The 17,865-nt window shown below is 69.2% G+C and carries 16 protein-coding genes; 7 read left to right on the top strand and 9 right to left on the bottom strand.

Translation table 11 applies throughout. The features are described from left to right. Window positions 1-10: 10 nt before the first annotated feature. Together BLT25_RS14395 and BLT25_RS14390 are read right to left on the bottom strand one after the other, a co-directional pair. Complete coding sequence (locus BLT25_RS14395; RefSeq protein WP_091047058.1) at window positions 11-1,618, bottom strand: ABC transporter substrate-binding protein; 1,608 nt, start codon at window positions 1,616-1,618, stop codon at window positions 11-13. A 37-nt stretch (window positions 1,619-1,655) separates the two neighbouring features. Further along, a complete protein-coding gene (locus BLT25_RS14390; protein WP_091047056.1) occupies window positions 1,656-3,044 on the bottom strand; it encodes a serine hydrolase domain-containing protein in 1,389 nt (462 codons plus the stop codon). A 117-nt stretch (window positions 3,045-3,161) separates the two neighbouring features. On the opposite strand from BLT25_RS14390, the gene BLT25_RS14385 reads away from it, so the two are divergent. Then, on the top strand, window positions 3,162-4,622 hold the full coding sequence (locus tag BLT25_RS14385; protein ID WP_091047053.1) for an amidohydrolase family protein: 1,461 nt from the start codon (window positions 3,162-3,164) through the stop codon (window positions 4,620-4,622). Window positions 4,623-4,639: 17 nt separating this feature from the next. On the opposite strand, the gene BLT25_RS14380 is transcribed toward BLT25_RS14385, so the two are convergent. Further along, window positions 4,640-5,272, bottom strand: a complete 633-nt coding sequence (locus tag BLT25_RS14380; RefSeq protein ID WP_091047050.1) for a TetR/AcrR family transcriptional regulator — start codon at window positions 5,270-5,272, stop codon at window positions 4,640-4,642. A gap of 149 nt (window positions 5,273-5,421) precedes the next feature. Between BLT25_RS14380 and BLT25_RS14375 the strand changes: the two genes are divergently transcribed. Genes BLT25_RS14375 through BLT25_RS14365 form a run of 3 tightly spaced genes read left to right on the top strand, consistent with a single transcriptional unit; the run spans window position 5,422 to window position 8,889 of the window. Beyond that, window positions 5,422-6,204: an SDR family NAD(P)-dependent oxidoreductase gene (locus BLT25_RS14375; protein WP_091047049.1), complete on the top strand. Its 783-nt coding sequence runs from the start codon at window positions 5,422-5,424 to the stop codon at window positions 6,202-6,204. Window positions 6,205-6,206: 2 nt separating this feature from the next. Next, complete coding sequence (locus tag BLT25_RS14370; RefSeq protein ID WP_091047046.1) at window positions 6,207-7,340, top strand: DUF5938 domain-containing protein; 1,134 nt, start codon at window positions 6,207-6,209, stop codon at window positions 7,338-7,340. A 10-nt stretch (window positions 7,341-7,350) separates the two neighbouring features. Next, window positions 7,351-8,889, top strand: a complete 1,539-nt coding sequence (locus tag BLT25_RS14365; RefSeq protein WP_091047044.1) for an acyl-CoA synthetase — start codon at window positions 7,351-7,353, stop codon at window positions 8,887-8,889. Between the two features lie 97 nt (window positions 8,890-8,986). On the opposite strand, the gene BLT25_RS14360 is transcribed toward BLT25_RS14365, so the two are convergent. Genes BLT25_RS14360 through BLT25_RS14345 form a run of 4 tightly spaced genes read right to left on the bottom strand, consistent with a single transcriptional unit; the run spans window position 8,987 to window position 12,343 of the window. Further along, window positions 8,987-9,496 carry a pyridoxamine 5'-phosphate oxidase family protein gene (locus tag BLT25_RS14360; protein WP_091047042.1) on the bottom strand — a complete coding sequence of 170 codons (510 nt, stop codon included), beginning with the start codon at window positions 9,494-9,496 and terminating at the stop codon, window positions 8,987-8,989. Between the two features lie 50 nt (window positions 9,497-9,546). Then, a complete protein-coding gene (locus tag BLT25_RS14355; protein WP_091047039.1) occupies window positions 9,547-9,936 on the bottom strand; it encodes an acyl-CoA thioesterase in 390 nt (129 codons plus the stop codon). Continuing rightward, on the bottom strand, window positions 9,933-11,120 hold the full coding sequence (gene fahA, locus BLT25_RS14350) for a fumarylacetoacetase (RefSeq protein WP_091047037.1): 1,188 nt from the start codon (window positions 11,118-11,120) through the stop codon (window positions 9,933-9,935). Before fahA ends, BLT25_RS14355 begins: the two co-directional genes overlap by 4 nt. Further along, window positions 11,117-12,343 carry a homogentisate 1,2-dioxygenase gene (locus BLT25_RS14345; RefSeq protein ID WP_091047034.1) on the bottom strand — a complete coding sequence of 409 codons (1,227 nt, stop codon included), beginning with the start codon at window positions 12,341-12,343 and terminating at the stop codon, window positions 11,117-11,119. The genes fahA and BLT25_RS14345 overlap by 4 nt, the downstream gene beginning before the upstream one ends. Window positions 12,344-12,448: 105 nt before the next feature. Between BLT25_RS14345 and BLT25_RS14340 the strand changes: the two genes are divergently transcribed. Together BLT25_RS14340 and BLT25_RS14335 are read left to right on the top strand one after the other, a co-directional pair. Next, window positions 12,449-12,844, top strand: a complete 396-nt coding sequence (locus tag BLT25_RS14340) for a hypothetical protein (protein WP_091047031.1) — start codon at window positions 12,449-12,451, stop codon at window positions 12,842-12,844. A 372-nt stretch (window positions 12,845-13,216) separates the two neighbouring features. Then, window positions 13,217-14,491, top strand: coding sequence for an HNH endonuclease signature motif containing protein (locus BLT25_RS14335; RefSeq protein ID WP_091047030.1), 1,275 nt, complete (start codon window positions 13,217-13,219; stop codon window positions 14,489-14,491). A gap of 59 nt (window positions 14,492-14,550) precedes the next feature. Here the strand turns inward: BLT25_RS14335 and BLT25_RS14330 are convergent, their stop codons facing one another. After that, the gene (locus tag BLT25_RS14330) at window positions 14,551-14,955 is read right to left on the bottom strand and encodes a hypothetical protein (protein WP_143033753.1); all 405 of its coding nucleotides are present in this window, start codon (window positions 14,953-14,955) and stop codon (window positions 14,551-14,553) included. A 141-nt stretch (window positions 14,956-15,096) separates the two neighbouring features. Here BLT25_RS14330 and BLT25_RS14325 point away from each other — a divergent pair, with 141 nt between their 5' ends. After that, window positions 15,097-15,666, top strand: a complete 570-nt coding sequence (locus tag BLT25_RS14325; protein WP_091047024.1) for a Uma2 family endonuclease — start codon at window positions 15,097-15,099, stop codon at window positions 15,664-15,666. Here BLT25_RS14325 and betT read toward each other — a convergent pair. Then, window positions 15,647-17,794, bottom strand: a complete 2,148-nt coding sequence (gene betT, locus BLT25_RS14320) for a choline BCCT transporter BetT (protein WP_091047021.1) — start codon at window positions 17,792-17,794, stop codon at window positions 15,647-15,649. The genes BLT25_RS14325 and betT overlap by 20 nt on opposite strands. Window positions 17,795-17,865 lie beyond the last annotated feature (71 nt).

The following is a 17,865-nucleotide window of genomic DNA, read 5'->3' as shown; positions in this document are numbered from 1 at the left end:
GACGCCTGCCTCAACCCAGCATCCGGATGCTGGTCGGGACGACACCGCCGACGACCTCGAGCTCGGCACCCTGGGAGAAGAACGGCAGCAGGTTGTTGGCGAACGGCACCACGTCGTACGACTCGAACAGGCTTGCCTCCGCGGCCAGCCAGTCGGCGCAGCCCTCGGCGCCGTTCTCGGCCATCGCGGTCTTCACCGCTGCGTCGTAGCCGGTGTTGGCGATGCCGGCGAAGTTGTTGCCGCCCTCGGCGGGCGCCGGCCCGGAGAGGAACGGGACGATCTGGTCGGGGGTGTTGATGTTGACCGGCTCCCAGGCGACGTCCCAGTCCCCCGTGCCGAACATCGCGGTCTGGATGGCGGTCTGGTCCAGGGACGTGGCCTTGGCCTCGATGCCGACCTTCTTCCACGCCGCGACGGCCAGCTCGGCGGCGGCGGTGCCGGGCGCGCCGAGCGAGGAGTCGTAGACGAACTCGACCACGAGCGGCTTGCCGGCCTTGGTGCGAACGCCGTCGGCACCTGCGGCCCAGCCGGCATCCTCGAGCGCCTTCTCGGCGGCAGCGGTGTCGTTGTCGGCGAGGTTGCCTTCGACGGAGGAGCCGGTGCAGCCGGCGGGCTCGACGACGGCGAGCTGGGTCGCCGGACCACCCTTGTCGGCGGTGATCACCTTCTGCAGCTCGGCCAGGTCGAGCGCCTGGGTCAGCGCGGCACGTACCGCGGGATCAGCGGTCGGGTGGCCCTCGTTGTGGTTGAACCACTGCTCGCCGACCACGGCCTGCGCGTCGACCCGGTTGAGCTTCGCGGCGTCCAGCCGGGCGGCGTCCTGACCCATGATCGAGGCGGCGTTGAGCTCCCCGGAGAGCAGCTGGTTCGCGACCGTGGTGTCGTTGGCGACGATCTTGGCCTCGATGGTGGCCGGGGTGCCCTCCGCCGCGGTGGTGGCGCCGTCGGGGCCCCAGGTGTAGTCCTCGCGGACCTCGTAGGTGTAGCGGTCGCCGGGAACGGCGTCCTTCAGCACGTACGGGCCGGTGCCGGCGGTCCCGGCCTTCAGGACGGCCCGGTCCGCGAGGCCGCTGTCACAGATCATCGGCAGGCTGGAGAAGGAGGACAGCACGAAGGGCGCGGGCGCAGCCAAGGTGACCGTCACGGTCTGTCCGGACGCCGTCGCGGTGGCGCCGGCCGGGATGAAGACGCCCAGGTAGGGGCTCTTGTTCTTCGGGTCCTCGACCCAGCTGATGTTGTCGACGACGGTCTGCGCGGTGAACTCCGAGCCGTCCGAGCAGGTCACGTCGTCCTTGATGTCGAAGGTGACAGTGGTGCCGTCCACGCTCCACTTCTCCGCGAGCTGCGCCTGCACCTCGCCGTCGCGGTCGACGCTGACCAAGGAGTCGTACGCGAACCGGCTCAGCTGCAGCAGGGTGCTCGTCACGCCGCCGTGCGGGTCGAGGGCACCGGGGTCGGAGGCGATCGCCATCGTGAAGGACTCACCGTCGACGTACGCCTCGGACCCGGTGCCGCCGCCCGATCCGGAGCCGCACGCGGCCAGGCCCGCGGCGGCCAGGGGAAGGGTCAGCGCCGCGAGGGCGGGTCTCAGGGCTGCTCTGGCTCGGCGCTGGTTCATGGGACGTACCTCTCTCGGCAAGGTTCTGGGGGGATGGTCAGTCGGCGCGCGCGACGACGCGGCCGTAGTGGACGTACTTCGCCGGGGCGTCCGCCTCGCCGAGGAAGGCGAAGACGACGTGGATGCCGCGGACGGGCTCGGTGGCGATGAAGGAGTCGCCGTCGAGGTGGACGAGGGAGAACCGCATCGGCTGCTCGCCGATCTCGGCGATGACGTCCTTGGGGGTGCGGTCGAGGACGAGCCCACCGGCGCCGTCGGCGGTGACCTCGATGTCGTAGATCGTGTCCGCGTAGTGCCCCAGGAACCTGTCGACGTCGACCGTCGCCGGCGCGACCGGTGGCGTGGGCCGTTCGGGAAGGCGTACGCCGCCGAGCTCCTCGAGCAAGCGTGCGACGGCCGCGTTGAAGAGCCCGAATACCTCGCCACCGTTGGTGAGGAGCGCGACGGCCAGCCCGTGCTCGGGTACGACCCGGAGGAACGCTGCCTGGCCGATGGTGCCGCCGTCGTGCGCGATGACCGTGCCCTGCGGGGTGTCGATGAGCTCCCAGCCCAGGCCCCAGGCGCTGCCCATCCCAGAGAGCAGCGGCAGCTCGACCTGGCGCTCCCGCATCGCCGCGACGGCCGCGGCGGAGAGGACCTGGGTCCCGTCGGGTGCGGTGCCGCCGCTCAGGTGCATCCGCACGAAACCGAGCAGGTCGCTCGCCGTCATCGCGAGCATCGAGCCGGCCGGCGCGTTGGACCTGGCCAGCGCCCAGGTCGGCGCCGCCTCCGGGGCACCGTCCGCCCCCGGCATGTGACCGGTGGCGGCACGGTGCAGGATCGCCTCGTACGGACTCGGGGAGACGCTGGCGAGGCCGAGCGGTCCCGCGATCCGGTCGAGGAGCACCCGGTCGAACGGAGCCTCTCGCAGCACCTCGACGAGGCGACCGAGCACGACGAAGCCGGTGTTGTTGTAGGAGAACGTCTCACCGGGGGCGAACAGCTGCGGCAGGTCGGTGAGGGTCGCGACGTAGCGTTCGACCGCGTCATCGCCGCGTCCGGTGTCGGTGAAGATGTCACCCTCGAACCCGGCCGTGTGGCACAGCAGCTGGCGGGTCGTGATCCTCTCGCCTGCCGCGCGGTCGCCGATGACGAGCTCGGGCAGGTAGTCACGCACCGGCCGGTCCAGATCGAGGAGACCGTCGTCGACCAGCTGCATCACCAGCGTCGTGGTCCAGATCTTGGTGATCGAGCCGATCTGGAAGACCGTCTCGGTGTCGACCTCGACCCCGGTGGCCAGGCTGGTCGTGCCGGCGGCGGCGGTGATCACCTGGTCGCCGGTGAGGACGGCGATCGACGCACCGGGCACGCCGTGCTCGGCGACGAGGTCGGCGAAGCTCTCCTGCAGGAACCGGGCGGCGTCCGGGCGGGTCTGGTCGTGGGGCATGCCGAAACCGTAGGGAGTCCCGACGGGGTCCGTGTTCGTCGTATCGGACAGTCAACAGGCCGTGCTGTTGTCCGATCGGACAATGGCCCGCCATGGCCGGGACGGTTTGATGGCGGGATGCTGATTCTCCGTGGTGGCCTGGTCGTCGACCCCCGAGCAGGGACGGAGCAGGTGGCCGACGTCGCCGTCTCCGACGGGTCCGTGGTGGCCGTCGGGAGCGTGCCCGACGATCCGGCCGCCGAGGTGATCGACGTGACCGGGCTCGTCGTCGGCCCCGGGTTCGTCGACCTGCACAGCCACGTCCACTCGATCGCCGGCCAGCGACTCCAGGCGATGGACGGGGTCACCACTACCCTCGACCTGGAGTCCGGGCTGCTCCCCCTCGACCTCGCCTACGAGCGAGCCGCGGCCGACGGCCGGGTGCTCCACTACGGCTTCTCGGCGTCGTGGGGCGATGCCCGTGCCGTCGCGCATCTCGGGATCACGCCGGCCGCCGACCTCGAGACCTCGTTGTCGATGCTCGGCGACCCGGCGTGGCAACGTACGTCCTCGGCCGCGGAGCGGCACGCCTGGCTCGAGCTGCTCGAGTCCGAGCTGGCCGCGGGGGCGCTCGGGATCGGGGTGCTGATGGGCTACGCCCCACGCTCGGACCCCGCCGAGTTCCTCGACGTCGCCCGGCTCGCTGCCCGCAGCGGAACCGCGACCTTCACCCACGTACGCGAGATCGTCGAGGCCGACCCCACCACCCCGGTCGACGGCTCGGAGGAGATCACCCGCGCGGCCGCCGAGACGGGCGCACGGATGCACCACTGCCACGTCAACAGCACCTCTCGCCGCCACGTCGACCGCGTCCTCGGCCTGCTCGACGATGCCCGCACGGCCGGGTCCGACGTCACCGTCGAGGCCTATCCGTACGGCGCCGGATCCACGGCCGTCGGCGCCTTCTTCCTGGCACCGGAGCGGCTCGGCGCCTGGGGCCTGACGCCGTCCTCGATCACGATGGTGACCACCGGCGAGCGGATCGCGTCGGTCGCGCGCCTGGCCGAGCTGCGGGCCACCGACCCCGGCGCCGTCTGCGTGGTCCACTTCCTCGAGGAGGACTCCCCCACCGACGACGCGATGCTGCAGCGCGCCCTCGCCTTCCCCGACGCGATCGTGGCCAGCGACGCGATGCCGGTGGAGTGGACAGGCGGGGTCACCGACACCCGGGAATGGCCGCTGCCGCCCGGCGGCCAGACCCACCCGCGGACGTCAGGCACCTACGCCCGCTCGCTGCGCCGCATGGTCAGCGAGACCGGCGCCTGGACCTGGCCGGAGGCCTTCCGCCGCTGCTCCTACCTTCCGGCTCAGGTGCTCGCCCCGTTCACCCCGGCCATGCGCAGCAAGGGCTACCTCGCGCCCGGCGCCGACGCCGACCTGGTCGTCCTCTCCCCCGACCGGATCACCGACCGGGCCACCTACCTCGACCCCACCCGGCCCTCGACCGGAGTCGTCCACCTACTGGTCGACGGCACCTTCGTCGTACGCGACGGCAGCCTCGACCCGGCGGCGTACCCCGGCCGGCCGATCCGCCGCTGACAGGGGCCGACCGGGCTCTACCGCTTGGGCGCCAGCAGCATCGGCATCAGCCCGACGACCTGGTCGCGCAGGTCGTCCAGTGCCCCGTCACGGCCGTTGAGGTAGCCCAGCAGGGCCTGCTGGAAGACGCCGTCGAACATCCCGTAGGCGACCGGCGCCGGGATCGCGGGCTCGGTGTCGGCGAGCTCGGCATAGCGGTTCACGACCCGCGCGATCATGTCCTCCAGGCTCTGGTCGATCTGGGTGACCGCCTCGCGCAGGCTCTCCTCGAACATGGACTGTGAGCGCAGGTCGTACCAGAGTCGGTGCATCGGCGCTTCCTCGACGATCGTCTCGACGAGCTTGTCGCCGAACCGGGTGACGAGGTCGTCCGGGGAGGTCGCCTCGGCGACGACGCCGTCGTAGCGGTGGACGCAGGTCTGCTTGTAGTAGCGCACGCAGTAGACGATCAGCTCGAGCTTGTCGTTGAAGTAGTAGTGCACGACGCCGTGGCTGAACTCGGAGTTGTTGGCGATCTCACGCAGGCTTGCCCGCGCGTAGCCCAGCTCCCCCAGAGTGCGCAGCGCCGACTCGGCGAGCGCCTTGCGGCGTTCGTCGTGCTTGTCGGCGGGCGTGCGGCGGGGCGACTTGGGTGCGGCGACCTGGGTCATGGGCGGCACGATACCCCCTCCCGTGCGTCGGCCGATGCCATCCATGCCAATTTCTGGTCAATCGTCAAGAAAACTCTTGACACTCGTCAAGATTCGCGATTGCCTGTGAGCCGGATCACAGCGACATCACAGCGACGAAGGAGTCACAGATGACCGATCTGAGCGGACGTACGGCACTCGTCACCGGCGGGGCCCAAGGCTTGGGCGAGGGGATGGCCAGAGCGCTCGCGGCAGCCGGCGCCAAGGTGGCCGTTGCTGACCTGAAGGACGACCAGGGTGTGAAGGTGGCCGAGTCCATCGGCGGCACCTTCGTGCACCTCGACGTCACCGACGACGCCTCCTGGGAGGCCGGCGTCGCCGCCTCGGTCGACGCACTCGGCGGCCTCGACATCCTGGTCAACAACGCCGGTGTCGAGATCACGAGCCTCGTCACCGAGCTCGACCCGAACGACGTGAAGAACATGCTCGAGGTCAACGTGCTCGGCACCGCCCTCGGCCTCAAGCACGGGCTGCGTACGATGCGGCCCGACGGCGCCGCGGGCAACGGTGGCGTGATCGTCAACGTCGCCTCGGTCGCGGCCACGATCGCTTTCCCCGGCATCTCGGTCTACTCGGCCACCAAGAGCGCCGTCGACCGGCTGACCCGCGTGGCGGCGATGGAGAGCGGCAAGCTCGGCTACGGCGTACGCGTCAACTGCGTCTACCCCGGTCTGGTACCGACCGAGATGGGCGCCGGCCTGGCCAACGACGTGGCCCAGCTCGGTCTCTTCGAGTCTCCGGAGGCGGCGGTCGGCGGGGTCGTCGAGCTGACCCCGTCGGGCCGGCTCGGCACCGTCGAGGACATGTCCGACGCGGTCGTCTTCCTCGCCTCCGACCAGGCGAGGTTCATCAACGGAGTCGGCCTGCCGGTCGACGGCGGAATGGGGATGTGAGCATGAGCGAGAACAAGCCTGTCGTCGTCTACGGTGCCTCCGGCTACACCGGCCGGCTGGTCTGTGAATACCTGCGCGAGCTCGGGGTGCCGTTCGTGGCCGCCGGCCGCTCCAAGGACAAGCTGGTCGCCTCGATGGCCGCCCACGTACCCGGCATCGAGACCGCCGACTACGAGATCGCCGAGGTCGAGCACACCGTCGAGGCGCTGACCGAGCTGCTCACCGGCGCCCGTGTCGTCCTAAACACCGTCGGCCCGTTCTCCCAGTACGGTCCCGAGGTCGTGGAGGCCGCGCTGGCCGCCGGCGTCCACTACACCGACACCACCGGTGAGCAGGACTGGCTGATCACCTGCGACGAGAAGTACGGCGCCGACTACGCGGCCAAAGGGCTGCTGCTCGCACCGGGCATCGCGCAGATGTACACCACCGGCGAGATCGCGGCCGAGATCTGCCTCGAGCAGCCCGGCCTCGACACCCTCGACATCGCGGTCTTCTGGGGTGGCTCCCCCACGATCGCCTCGACCCGCACGATCCTGGTCAACGCCGCGACCTCGAAGGCGCACTACCTCGAGCAGAACGCGTACGTCGAGTTCGACCCCACCGCCGGGCTGGTCCCGCTCGTGGTGCCGGGCCAGCACGAGCTGGCGCTCTCGCTGCCATGGGGCGGCACCTCGCACCCGGTCTGGTACCGCCGCGACCCGAAGGTGGCCACCTGCAAGGCCCAGGGCGGCGTCTTCAACGCCGCGCTGATGAACGGCGTGCCGCAGATCGTGGCGGCTGCGCTGGAGGCGACCAAGGACATGGACGCCGAGCAGCGCGACGAGGCGCTGACCGCCACGGCGGCCCAGGTGATGAACCAGATGCCGCCGCGCGAGAACCCGCGCCTGAACAAGTCGCTCGACTCGGTCCACGCCTCCGGCCCGCTGGGGCGTGCACACTGCGTCATCCACGGCAACCAGAACTACAAGCAGACCGGGCTGATGCAGGCGTACGTCGCGTACTCGCTGCTGCAGCAGCCGCCTCGCCGGGTGGGCTTCGCCTCGGGCTGCCAGGCGTTCGGTCACCGCGAGCTCCTCGGCCAGCTGCAGGCCTTCGGGCTGGTCTCGGAGCCGGTCGTGACCCGGCAGCGCGGCTGAGGGCGGCCCGATGCAGCTCGTCGACTATCTGGACAAGGGTGCCTCGCTGGGGGGCGACGCGCCCTGTCTCGTCTGCGGCGAGGACACCTGGTCCTACGCCGAGGTCGTCGATCTCTCGGTGCGTGTCGCCGCGGGCCTCCGGGCCCGCGGCGTCGCCCCGGGCGACAAGGTCGCCATCCTCTCGGCCAACGACCCGGTCGCCTTCGCCTCCGTCTTCGGGATCAGCCGCGCGGGGGGCGTCTGGTGCCCGATCAACCCGCGCAGCGAGGCCGCCGAGAACCGTGAGCTGCTGGACCTGTTCGGCTGCTCGGCGCTGATCTTCCAGTCGGCCTTCGCCGGCCTGGTCGACCAGATCCGTGGGGATCTGCCGGAGCTGACCACCTTGGTCTGCCTCGACGCGACCTATGAGTGGGCGATCGGCTGGGACGACTTCCTCGGCTCCGCCGAGGAGGTGTTCGAGCCCGTCGAGGTCGTGGACGACCTGGCCATGGTCGTCGGCACCGGCGGGACCACGGGGCGTCCCAAGGGCGTCATGCTCACCGGGACCAACCTGGAGACGATGTCGGCGATCACCCTGATGGCCTACCCGTGGCCGGGGGCGCCGGAGCGCCCGACCTACCTCGCGCTGGCCCCGCTGACCCATGCCGCCGGGGTGCTCTGCTTCCCGGTGCTGTGCCTGGGCGGCACGATCGTGGTGATGCGTACGCCCGACGTGGGTGCGTTCCTCGAGCACATCGAGCGCCACCAGGTCACCCACACGTTCCTGCCGCCTACGCTGATCTACCTGGTGCTGGACCACCCGGCGCTGAAGTCGACCGATCTCGACTCGCTGCGCTGCTTCTGGTACGGCGCGGCACCGATGTCGGCGACGCGCCTCGAGGAGGCGCTGACCCGGATCGGCCCGGTGATGGCGCAGCTGTTCGGGCAGACCGAGGCGCCGATGATGATCGCCACCATGGCGCCCGCCGACCACTTCCACGAGGACGGCACCGTCGCCGCCGAACGGCTCTCCTCGGCCGGTCGTCCGGCGCCGCTGGTGACCGTGTCGATCATGGGCGAGCGTGGCGCGATGCTCGGCTCCGGTGAGCGTGGCGAGATCGTCGTACGCAGCTCCCTGGTCATGCGCGGTTACCTCGACAACCCCGAGGCGACCGCCGAGGCGAGCGCGCACGGCTGGCACCACACCGGCGACATCGGCTTCCTCGACGAGGAAGGCTTCCTGCACATCGTCGACCGCGCGAAGGACATGGTGATCACCGGTGGTTTCAACGTGTACTCGACCGAGGTCGAGCAGGCGCTGATGACCCATCCGTCCATCGCCGACTGCGCCGTCGTCGGCCTGCCCGACGAGAAGTGGGGCGAACGCGTCACCGCCGTCGTCCTCCCCCGACCCGGCGCCTCGGTCGACGTCGCCGACCTCAAGGCGTACGTCAAGGAGCGGATCGGCGCGGTCAAGACCCCCAAGCAGATCGAGGTCTGGCCGGACCTGCCGCGCTCGAAGGTCGGCAAAGTGCTCAAGACCGAGATCAAGAAGACGCTGACTGACTAGTCAGCCTCGTGGTGCCGAGTCGGCGGATCTGCCCCCGTGCCTCGCGAAGCGAAGCGAGCGAGAGGGGGCGGATGCGCCGACTCGGCAGTAAGTATGTTCAGCCCACCGGGAACAAGGCTGCGTCCGCGGCGTACGCGACCATCCAGCTCGGCTCGATGGTCGCGTAGACCACGCCCGGCCCTTCCCAGGTCTGCGGGTCCGAGCCGTAGAACTCGGTGAAGTAGGCGTTGTGGGCGTCGAACTCGGGTCCTTCGGAGACCACGTGCGCGGCGCCATGGGTGAAGAAGCCGATGCGCTCCCCGTCGACGTGGGTCGCGCTGACGGCCGGGCGGGCGAGCATGTGCTTGGCCTTGACGGCGGTAGGAGAGGTCCCGAACAGCCAGCGACCGTGTACGAAGTGGCCGTCGACGCAGCTCGTGCGCGGCTCGCCGCGGGCGGTCACGGTGGCCAGCACCAGCACCTTCATGCCCGTCAGCTCGGTGACGAGCTGACGGGCGTTCAGGCGGTGTTCGTCGTTGACGATGCCGGTCAGATGGCCGCTCGCGCGCCCGATCGAGGCGTCCAGGAGGCGTTGCAGGTCGGCGATCTCTTCGTCAGTCTCGAGCACCCGACGAGTCTCACACCCGAGATCCCCCGCTCGCTTGACCGTTCTTGCGGCTATCCGAGCGCAGCGGCGATCTCCGACGGGACGGCGGTCGAGCCCGAGCCGTCGGCGGCGACGACCACGTAGACGACCGAGACGGCGCAGGTGACCTCCTCGCCCCGACGGAACTCGAACTCGAGGGTGAAGCTCTTGGTGCCGATCCGGGTGGTGCGCACCGGCACCTGGACCCGGTCGCCGAAGCCGATGCCGGCCTTCCAGTCCAGGTCCGCGTGGACGAGCTGGACGTCGATGCCGAGCTCCTCCCAGCGCGGGTAGGGCACCCCGCACGCATCGATGAAGTGGTTCATCGCCTCGTCGACGTAGGCGAGATACCAGCCGTTGAACATCACCCCCTGCATGTCGACCTCGAGGTAGCGGGGCGTGAACTCGTAGACCGTCGTCATCGGCGCTCCTTCGCGGGCAGGATCCGTCCGCTGACCTCGCCGAGCGCGATCCGGCCGCCGCCCGGCGCCGGCGCCGTCGCGGTGATGGTGACCTCGTCGCCGTCCTCCAGGAAGGTACGGGTGGAGCCGTCGTCGAGCTTGAACGGCTCGGCCCCGGACCAGCTGAGCTCGAGGAACGAGCCGCGCTGACCCGGATCGGGTCCACTGATCGTGCCGCTGGCGAACAGGTCGCCCACACGGAGCGAGGCGCCGTTGGCGGTCATGTGCGCGAGCATCTGCGGGGCGGTCCAGTACATCGTGGCGTAGGGCGGCTCGGAGACCAGCGAGCCGTTGAGCCTGACCTCGAGGGCGAGGTCGAGCGCCCAGGGTTCGAGCGCCGAGTCGTCGAGGTAGCCGGTCAGCGGAACGTCACGTTCCGGCGGGCTCACCCGGGCCGCCTCGAGCGCCGCGAGCGGAAGAACCCACGGCGAGATCGAGGTGGCGAACGACTTGCCGAGGAACGGGCCCAACGGGACGTACTCCCAGGCCTGGATGTCACGCGCCGACCAGTCGTTGAGGAGCGTGATCCCGAAGATGTGGTCGGCGGCCTCGGTGAGCGGGACCGGAGTGCCCCGGTCCGAGCCGACCCCGACCACGAAACCCATCTCGGCCTCGATGTCGAGCCGGATCGAGGGACCGTCGACGATCCCGTCCGGCGTCTTCCGCAGCCCGGTCGGCCGGACCACCTCGGTGCCGGAGACGACCACCGTGCCGGAGCGGCCGTGGTAGCCGATCGGCAGGTGCTTCCAGTTGGGCGTCAGCGGCTCGGAGTCGGGGCGGAACATCTTCCCGACGTTGGAGGCGTGGTGCTCGGAGGCGTAGAAGTCGACGTAGTCGGCCACCGTGAACGGCAGCAGCAGCTCGGCCTCCTCGATCGGCACCAGGTGCGGTCGCACGTCGGCCTCGCTCGCGGGGTCGCTGAGCAGCCGGGTCAGCTGGGCGCGTACGTCCTTCCAGACCGCCGGCCCGGCGGCGAGCAGCGCGTCGAGGCCGCCTTCGCCGACACCGGTGACCGCGGCGACGTCGAGCACCAGGTCACCGATCCGCGCCCCGAGCCGCGGCGCGGGGTCCGCGGCGGTGCGGAAGGTGGCGTACGGAAGCGCCTCGAGGCCGAACTGACTGTCCTTGATGTCCAGCCAGGTCACTGGCGACCTCCCGCCCAGGTCCAGGCGTACTTGCCATCGTCGACCGCGGCACCCGCCTCGCCGACCTCGAGCGGCCGGAAGGTGTCGACCATGACCGCTAGCTCGTCGAAGAACTCCGCGCCCAGGCTGCGCTCCGTCGCGCCGGGCTGTGGGCCGTGGGCGTGGCCACCAGGGTGGAGCGTGATCGAGCCGATGCCGATCCCGGAGCCCTTGCGGGCCTCGTAGTCGCCGCCGACGTAGAACATGACCTCGTCGGAGTCGACGTTGGAGTGGTAGTAGGGCACCGGCACCGCGAGCGGGTGGTAGTCCACCTTGCGGGGCACGAAGTTGCAGATCACGAAGTTGTTGCCCTCGAAGACCTGATGGGCAGGCGGCGGCTGGTGCACCTTGCCGGTGATCGGCATGTAGTCGGCGATGTTGAAGACGTAGGGGTAGAGGCAGCCGTCCCAGCCGACGACGTCGAACGGGTGGTGCGGGAGGACGTGGACCGAGCCGGCGATCCCGCCGGCGCCCGGGCCCCGGTGCTTGATAAGGACCTCAAATCCTTGGGCCTCCGCCTCGCTCTCGTCGACCGTCCGCGGATCGGTCGGGAGCCGGAGGTCCCGCTCGCAGTAGGGGGCGTGCTCGAGGAACTGGCCGAACCGGGAGAGATAGCGCTTCGGCGGGGCGATGTGGGAGTTCGCCTCGATCGCGTAGACGCGCAGCGGAGCCGTGTCATCCGACGAGCCCCTCGGCACCCATCGGTGGGTGGTGGACCGCGGGATCACCACGTAGTCGCCCTCTCCGACCTCCAGGTCGCCGAAGACCGTCTCGACGACCCCACTGCCGGACTCGACGTAGACACACTCGTCGCCGATCGCGTTGCGGTAGAGCGGCGAGGCCTCCCCCGCGACCGCGTAGTGAAGACGTACGTCGCTGTTGCCGAGAACCAGCCGGCGACCGGTCACCGCGTCGTGGCTCTTCCATTCTTCGGCTTCAAAAAGATCGTGAAGCCCCAGGTGCATCGGGCGCAGCGGATGGTTGGGGGTGGTGCCGTGGTCGGGCAGCTCCCAGACGCGTACGTCCTTCACCGCCGAGGGGATATGGCGGTGGTAGAGCAGGGACGAGTCCGAGGAGAACCCCTCCTCGCCCATGAGCTCTTCGTAGTAGAGATTCCCTTCTCCGTCGCGGTGTTGGGTGTGCCGCTTGGGCGGGATGTGCCCGCGCTTTTGGTAATGCGCCATACCTCGGATCGTACGTGACCTGGACCACACCGATCACTGGGGCCGAACGTCCTGACTTTGTCTCAGATACCGGGTAGGGCATGCTTCCTCCCCTAGGCTCCGGAGATGCCCTCCGACACCCCCGAGACCCTCTTCGTCGCGCACGCGACGGGTCGTCTCCTGCATGTCCGGGCCTGCCCCCAGCTCCTCGGTCTCGACGCCCCGATCAGGGCCACCGCCGAGCAGATCGACTCCTTGGGCATGTGTGCCTGGTGCGCGAAGGAGCTCTCCGAAGACGGCCGAAGATACTTCGACTCCGTCGAGCAGGCCGTACGCACTCTCGACCCCTCCGACGATGCCGTTCGTGCCACGGAGGTGGCCTTGGGTGGTGTCCCCTATGACCTCGTCTGGGTGCCGCCGAGCTACTCGTACATCGCTGTCGGGGACAAGGAGCATGCTGTTGCCTGGATCGGGCGAGGGTGTGTCATGCATGCGGATGGGCGGCTTGTGGACTTCGCCTGACGGTTCTTCGTGGTTGGGGTGGGCCGCCGACCCTTGCTTGAGGGTCTTCTCGACGGGCCCCGGAGTAAAGGACGGCCTTCGGCCGCCGGCTTCGCCGGCCGCCTTCGGCGGTCCTTGACACCGGGGACCGTCGAGAAAGATTTGGCTGGCTATCGGGGCGGCGGCCCGGGTGTGGCGCAGCGGAATCCTGCCGGGATCAGTGGGGGTTGGTGGGGCGGAAGGGTGGCCCTTCGGGCCACTTACCATCCACAGAAGCGACGCCGTTCGCTCGCCGCGAAACTTGCCTCTGACCTGCACCTATAGGTGGCTAGGTATCCGTTCGAGGCGTAGAATCAGACCCATCACGGCACACCTCTGAGGGGAGGGATCACGATGAGTCTCGAGCATGACGTCGACCACTGGGGCAGCCACCCCGGCGACCCGATCGACGCTGCTCTGGCTGCCATCGAATCCTCCCTCCACGACCTGCTCGCGAGTGACCCCGCCTATTGGCGCACCGGCCAGAAGAAGGACCTGCTCACCAGGTTGGAAGCCATCCAGACCCAACAGGCCGCGTTGAAGCTCCGAGTATTGGCCACGGCCGGTGACATCGCCGCAGAAAGCGGCGACAAGGACGCCTCCGCCTGGATGCGCGCCGAGCTCTTGGTCGACAAAGCCGTGGCCCGGTCGCAGATCAAGCTCGCCACCCAGGTCGCGAAGCACGAGCTCGTCGCCGAGGGTCTTGCCGCCGGTGTCGTCTCCCACGACAAGGCCCGCGTGATCACCAAAGCGCTGGACAAGATCGAGGCCGACCCGGTCGCGAGCGTCGAGGACCTGACCTTGGCCGAGAAACTCCTGGTCGACTACGCCACCCGGCTCACCGCCAACGAACTGGCGATCGTCGGGCGGAAGATCCTGGCCGAGATCGACCCCGCCCGGTTCGAAGAGGCCGAAGCCCAAGCCCTCCTCGCCGAGGAAGAACGGGCCCAGCAGAGGACGGCGTTGCGGGTGTGGGACAACCACGACGGCACAGTCGGGTTCGACGGGGTCCTGCCGGTCTCGGTCGGGATGAGGTTCAAGCGACTGGTCGAGGCCTATGCCCAACCCCGCAAACAACAACTGGTCGAGAAGGGTCCGCCGCTGCCGCCGTGGGAGCGGTTGATGGGCCAGGGGTTCTCCCGCCTGGTGGAGACCATCGACCCTGCCAGCCTGCCCCGCCACGGTGGGGATGCGACCACCCTCAACGTGGTGATCTCGCTGGAGGAGCTCCGCAAGGACCTCGGCACCGCCACGTTGGGCTATGACGAGACCAACGGCACCACGATCACCGCAGCCGAGGCCCGTCGGATGGCCTGCAACGCCACCATCATCCCCTGGGTCCTCGGCGGAGACGGCGAGGTCCTCGACGCCGGCCGCGCGAGTAGGTTCTTCCAGCCCATCCAACGCAAAGCACTCCGGCTGCAGGCCAAATGCTGCCAAGCCGAAGGGTGTGACATGCCACCTGAATGGTGCGACGCCCACCACCTCAACCCCTGGGCCGCCGGCGGCAAGACAGACCTCAAAGACGGCGCACTGCTCTGTCTCCACCATCACCGCCTGGCCCACACCCCGGCGTACATCCATGAACGACTACCGGACGGCACCATCCGGTTCACCCGCCGCCCCTAGACCCAGCGGGTCACGACCACGTCACCAGAGTCAGCCATCGCAGCGCGCGGCGGCCTGCGCTACTCCTCGGTCAACGACGGTATCTGTGCGTGCCGCTGCTGACCCCAACCGACCGAGGTCTCACAGAACCAGTCTTCGACCCACCCGCCCAAGTCGAACGCTGCCTGCCTGACGACGTCCAGGTCGTCGAGTTCCCCGGCCGCGCACAGTCGCCACTGCGCAACCTCGCCACTCGGACGCAGCTTGAACTTCACCCATACCCACCACAGCGTCCCGTCCCGGCGCGCGGTCTCCTCCCAGGCTCCGCCGTCGCCGGCTCGCAACTCCAAACCCCAGATGAGCGACACACACAGGCCCCTGCGCTCCTCCTCGGTGAACACGCTGCTCACGATCGGCTCGACAACCCGGTCGCCGACCCAGTCGAGATCTCGTTCACCCATGACACAGATCATGCCCGTCAGCAACGACCAGGCCTCAGGGTCTTCGCAAGGTGTCATCGGCTTGTGTTGCGACGTGACCAGACCCCAAGCCCGTACCCAACCAAAGCCTCCGCGCGCCCTAACGAGACCAAGCCAGCCCCAGCGATCAGGCGGTATCCTCGAAACATGACCGCGTTGCCCGACTGGATGCACCCTCCCCGCGAGGAGGGTTGGTACTCCGAAGACCTCGACATGCTCGTCGAGGCGCCGCGTCATACCGAACTCATCGACGGAGCCCTGGTCTTCAATATGTCACCGCAGCGCCGCTGGCACAGTCGGCTCGTCACGGCCCTGACCAACGCGCTGACGGCGCAGGCGCCCGACGGGTTCGAGGTCGATCGGGAGCTGACGGTGGTGCTCGACAGGCGCAACCGGCCGGAGCCGGACGTGCTGGTGAGCACGACCCGGATCTCCGACCAGGCCTCCTTCTACGATGCGAGCTCGGTGGCACTCGTGGTCGAGGTGGTCTCGCCGGAGTCCGAGCACCGCGACCGGGCGGTGAAGCCGCAGAAGTACGCAGAGGCGGGCATCGCCCACTACTGGCGCATCGAGAACGAGGACGGCGCGCCCGCGATCCATGTCTACGAGCGCGACGACCTCACCAACACCTATGTCCCGATCGGGATCTTCCGCGACCGGCTCGACGTCCCGGTGCCGTTCCCGGTCAAGATCGATCTCACCGATCTGCTTCGCTGAGGTTCGCCACCGGCACCTCGGGCACCTCAGCCGGCTGCTGCTCCTGCTGGACGAGGTGGAGGTAAGAGAGGTGGCGCTCGTACTGGTCGAGGACGTCACCCGTCAACTGCTCGCGTGAGTAGCCGTTGACGTCGTAGCCCTGGGTGCCCTCGGCGAGGTGGACCTCGGTGCGGAAGTAGAACTCGCCGGTGACGCGGCCGACGGCGAACGTCGGGGCGGGGCAGGGCTGCGGGGTGAGCTTGTAGACGAACGCCGGGGCATCCTCGAGCTCGGTGTGCAGCTGGACGCCGTGGACACCGCGTACGGCCTTGGTCTCCGAAACCACCGAGGAGAGCCCGTGGGAGCAGAGCTCGGCGGCGACCTCCTCCAGGACCGGCGTCGCGACAGTTTCGATGAACCGCTCGGTGTCCCGTGCGGTCGGGTAGGTGACCGAGCGGCGCAGCCGCTGCGACAGCGAGGGACGTACGCCGCCGTCGGCCGCCCCGGCCAGGCGCGCCGAAGAGATGGCGGCAGGCAGGGAGTACCGCGCGCTGTCGGTCTTGAACGACTCCAGCCGTAGCGAGCGGTGGAGTCCGACGGCGACCAACGCCAGCACGATCGAGAACGGCAGTCCCATGATGATCGTGGCGTTGGTCAGTGTGGTGAGCCACGCGTCTCCGCCGGCGAACATCAGGGCGAGGGTCAGGGCGCCGATCGCGAACGACCAGAAGATGCGTACCGGGATCGAGCAGTCCGCCATCGGGTGCGGCAGGCGCGAGGTGAAGTTGCCCATCACCAGGGCGCCGGAGTCGGCGGAGGTGACGTAGTAGAGGAAGCCGGTCAGCGTCGCGAGCGCGGCCAGTGCGATCGCGCCCGGATAGTTGTCGAGGAAGGCGTAGAAACCCTGTGCGTAGTTGGCGTTGGTCATCTCGCCGAACTCGGCGTCGCCGCCACGGATCCGACCGATCGCGCTGTTGCCGAAGATCGAGACCCACAGCAGGATGAAGCCGAACGGAATCATCATCACCCCGACCAGGAACTGCCGGATCGTCCGCCCGCGCGAGATCCGCGCCAGGAACAGCCCGACGAACGGCGACCAGGCCACCCACCAGGCCCAGAAGAAGAGCGTCCACAGGTTCTTCCAGACCCCCACGTCGGGGTTCTCCACGGTGTCGTACGGCATCGTGTCGAAGCTCATCCCCGGCAGATGCACCAGGTAGTCGCCGAGGTTCATCACCAGCGAGTTGAGCAGGAACGCGGTGTTGTCGGAGAAGAGCACGTAGAGCATCAGCGCCAGGGACAGCAGCACGTTGAGCTCGGAGAGCCGGCGGATCCCCTTGTCGACCCCGGAGACCGCCGAGGCGGTGCCGAGCAGCACGGCGACCACGACCAGGCCGACCTGCGCCCCGCGGCCCTCGGGGATGTCGAAGAGGACGTTGAGCCCCGCGTTGAGCAGGGCGATCGAGATGCCGAGCGAGGTGGCGATGCCGAAGATCGTGCCGAGCACCGCGGCCATGTCGATGCCGTCACCGATCCGCCCGTGGACCCGCTTGCCGAAGATCGGGTACAGCGCCGAGCGGATCGAGAGCGGCATCCCGTGACGGAAGGAGAAGTAGCCCAGCGCCATGCCCATCACGGCGTACATCGCCCAGCCGGAGAGGCCGTAGTGGAACAGCGTCCAGGTCACCGCCTGCTCGGCGGCGGCGACGGTGCCGCCCTCGCCGGTCGGCGGGGTGAGGTACTGCGAGACCGGTTCGGCCACCGAGTAGAACATCAGGTCGGCGCCGATCCCGGCCGCGAAGAGCATCGCGGTCCAGGTGAACATCGAGTACTCCGGCCGGGACTCCTCCGGGCCGAGCCGGATCCGCCCGTGGCGGGAGAGGCAGATGAAGAGCACGAAGGCGATCAGTGCCGCGGCAAGCGCGAAGTACCACCAGCCGAAGTACTTCGAGATCCACCCGACCACGTGCCCGATCGCGGTCCCGGCGGTATCCGGCGCGAGCAGGGCGAAGAGAGTGAACGCGACGACCACTCCGGCGGATCCGAAGAAGACGGTCTTGTTCAGCTCCGGTTTCGTCGAGGGAATCTCGTTGGGGGCCGCGGCAGGTTCGCCCAAGGGCGTACGCGACGGATCGATGGTCTCCGGCATGAGCTGTCTCCTCCGGTTGGGGTGCCCGGCAGGCTAGTCCGCCCGGCGCCGGTGTGGGTCACGATCGGGTT

The organism is Nocardioides sp. YR527 (genome assembly GCF_900101045.1).
Classification (GTDB): domain Bacteria; phylum Actinomycetota; class Actinomycetes; order Propionibacteriales; family Nocardioidaceae; genus Nocardioides.
Note: the sequence above shows the minus strand (reverse complement) of the source record. Positions and strands in the feature narration are given on the sequence as shown.

What these genes read in the sequence shown, in the direction of transcription:
- BLT25_RS14395 (WP_091047058.1), bottom strand. Translation starts at nt 1,618, where the DNA reads ATGAACCAGCGCCGAGCCAGAGCAGCCCTGAGACCCGCCCTCGCGGCG.
- BLT25_RS14390 (WP_091047056.1), bottom strand. Translation starts at nt 3,044, where the DNA reads ATGCCCCACGACCAGACCCGCCCGGACGCCGCCCGGTTCCTGCAGGAG.
- BLT25_RS14385 (WP_091047053.1), top strand. Translation starts at nt 3,162, where the DNA reads ATGCTGATTCTCCGTGGTGGCCTGGTCGTCGACCCCCGAGCAGGGACG.
- BLT25_RS14380 (WP_091047050.1), bottom strand. Translation starts at nt 5,272, where the DNA reads ATGACCCAGGTCGCCGCACCCAAGTCGCCCCGCCGCACGCCCGCCGAC.
- BLT25_RS14375 (WP_091047049.1), top strand. Translation starts at nt 5,422, where the DNA reads ATGACCGATCTGAGCGGACGTACGGCACTCGTCACCGGCGGGGCCCAA.
- BLT25_RS14370 (WP_091047046.1), top strand. Translation starts at nt 6,207, where the DNA reads ATGAGCGAGAACAAGCCTGTCGTCGTCTACGGTGCCTCCGGCTACACC.
- BLT25_RS14365 (WP_091047044.1), top strand. Translation starts at nt 7,351, where the DNA reads ATGCAGCTCGTCGACTATCTGGACAAGGGTGCCTCGCTGGGGGGCGAC.
- BLT25_RS14355 (WP_091047039.1), bottom strand. Translation starts at nt 9,936, where the DNA reads ATGACGACGGTCTACGAGTTCACGCCCCGCTACCTCGAGGTCGACATG.
- BLT25_RS14345 (WP_091047034.1), bottom strand. Translation starts at nt 12,343, where the DNA reads ATGGCGCATTACCAAAAGCGCGGGCACATCCCGCCCAAGCGGCACACC.
- BLT25_RS14340 (WP_091047031.1), top strand. Translation starts at nt 12,449, where the DNA reads ATGCCCTCCGACACCCCCGAGACCCTCTTCGTCGCGCACGCGACGGGT.
- BLT25_RS14335 (WP_091047030.1), top strand. Translation starts at nt 13,217, where the DNA reads ATGAGTCTCGAGCATGACGTCGACCACTGGGGCAGCCACCCCGGCGAC.
- BLT25_RS14325 (WP_091047024.1), top strand. Translation starts at nt 15,097, where the DNA reads ATGACCGCGTTGCCCGACTGGATGCACCCTCCCCGCGAGGAGGGTTGG.
- betT (WP_091047021.1), bottom strand. Translation starts at nt 17,794, where the DNA reads ATGCCGGAGACCATCGATCCGTCGCGTACGCCCTTGGGCGAACCTGCC.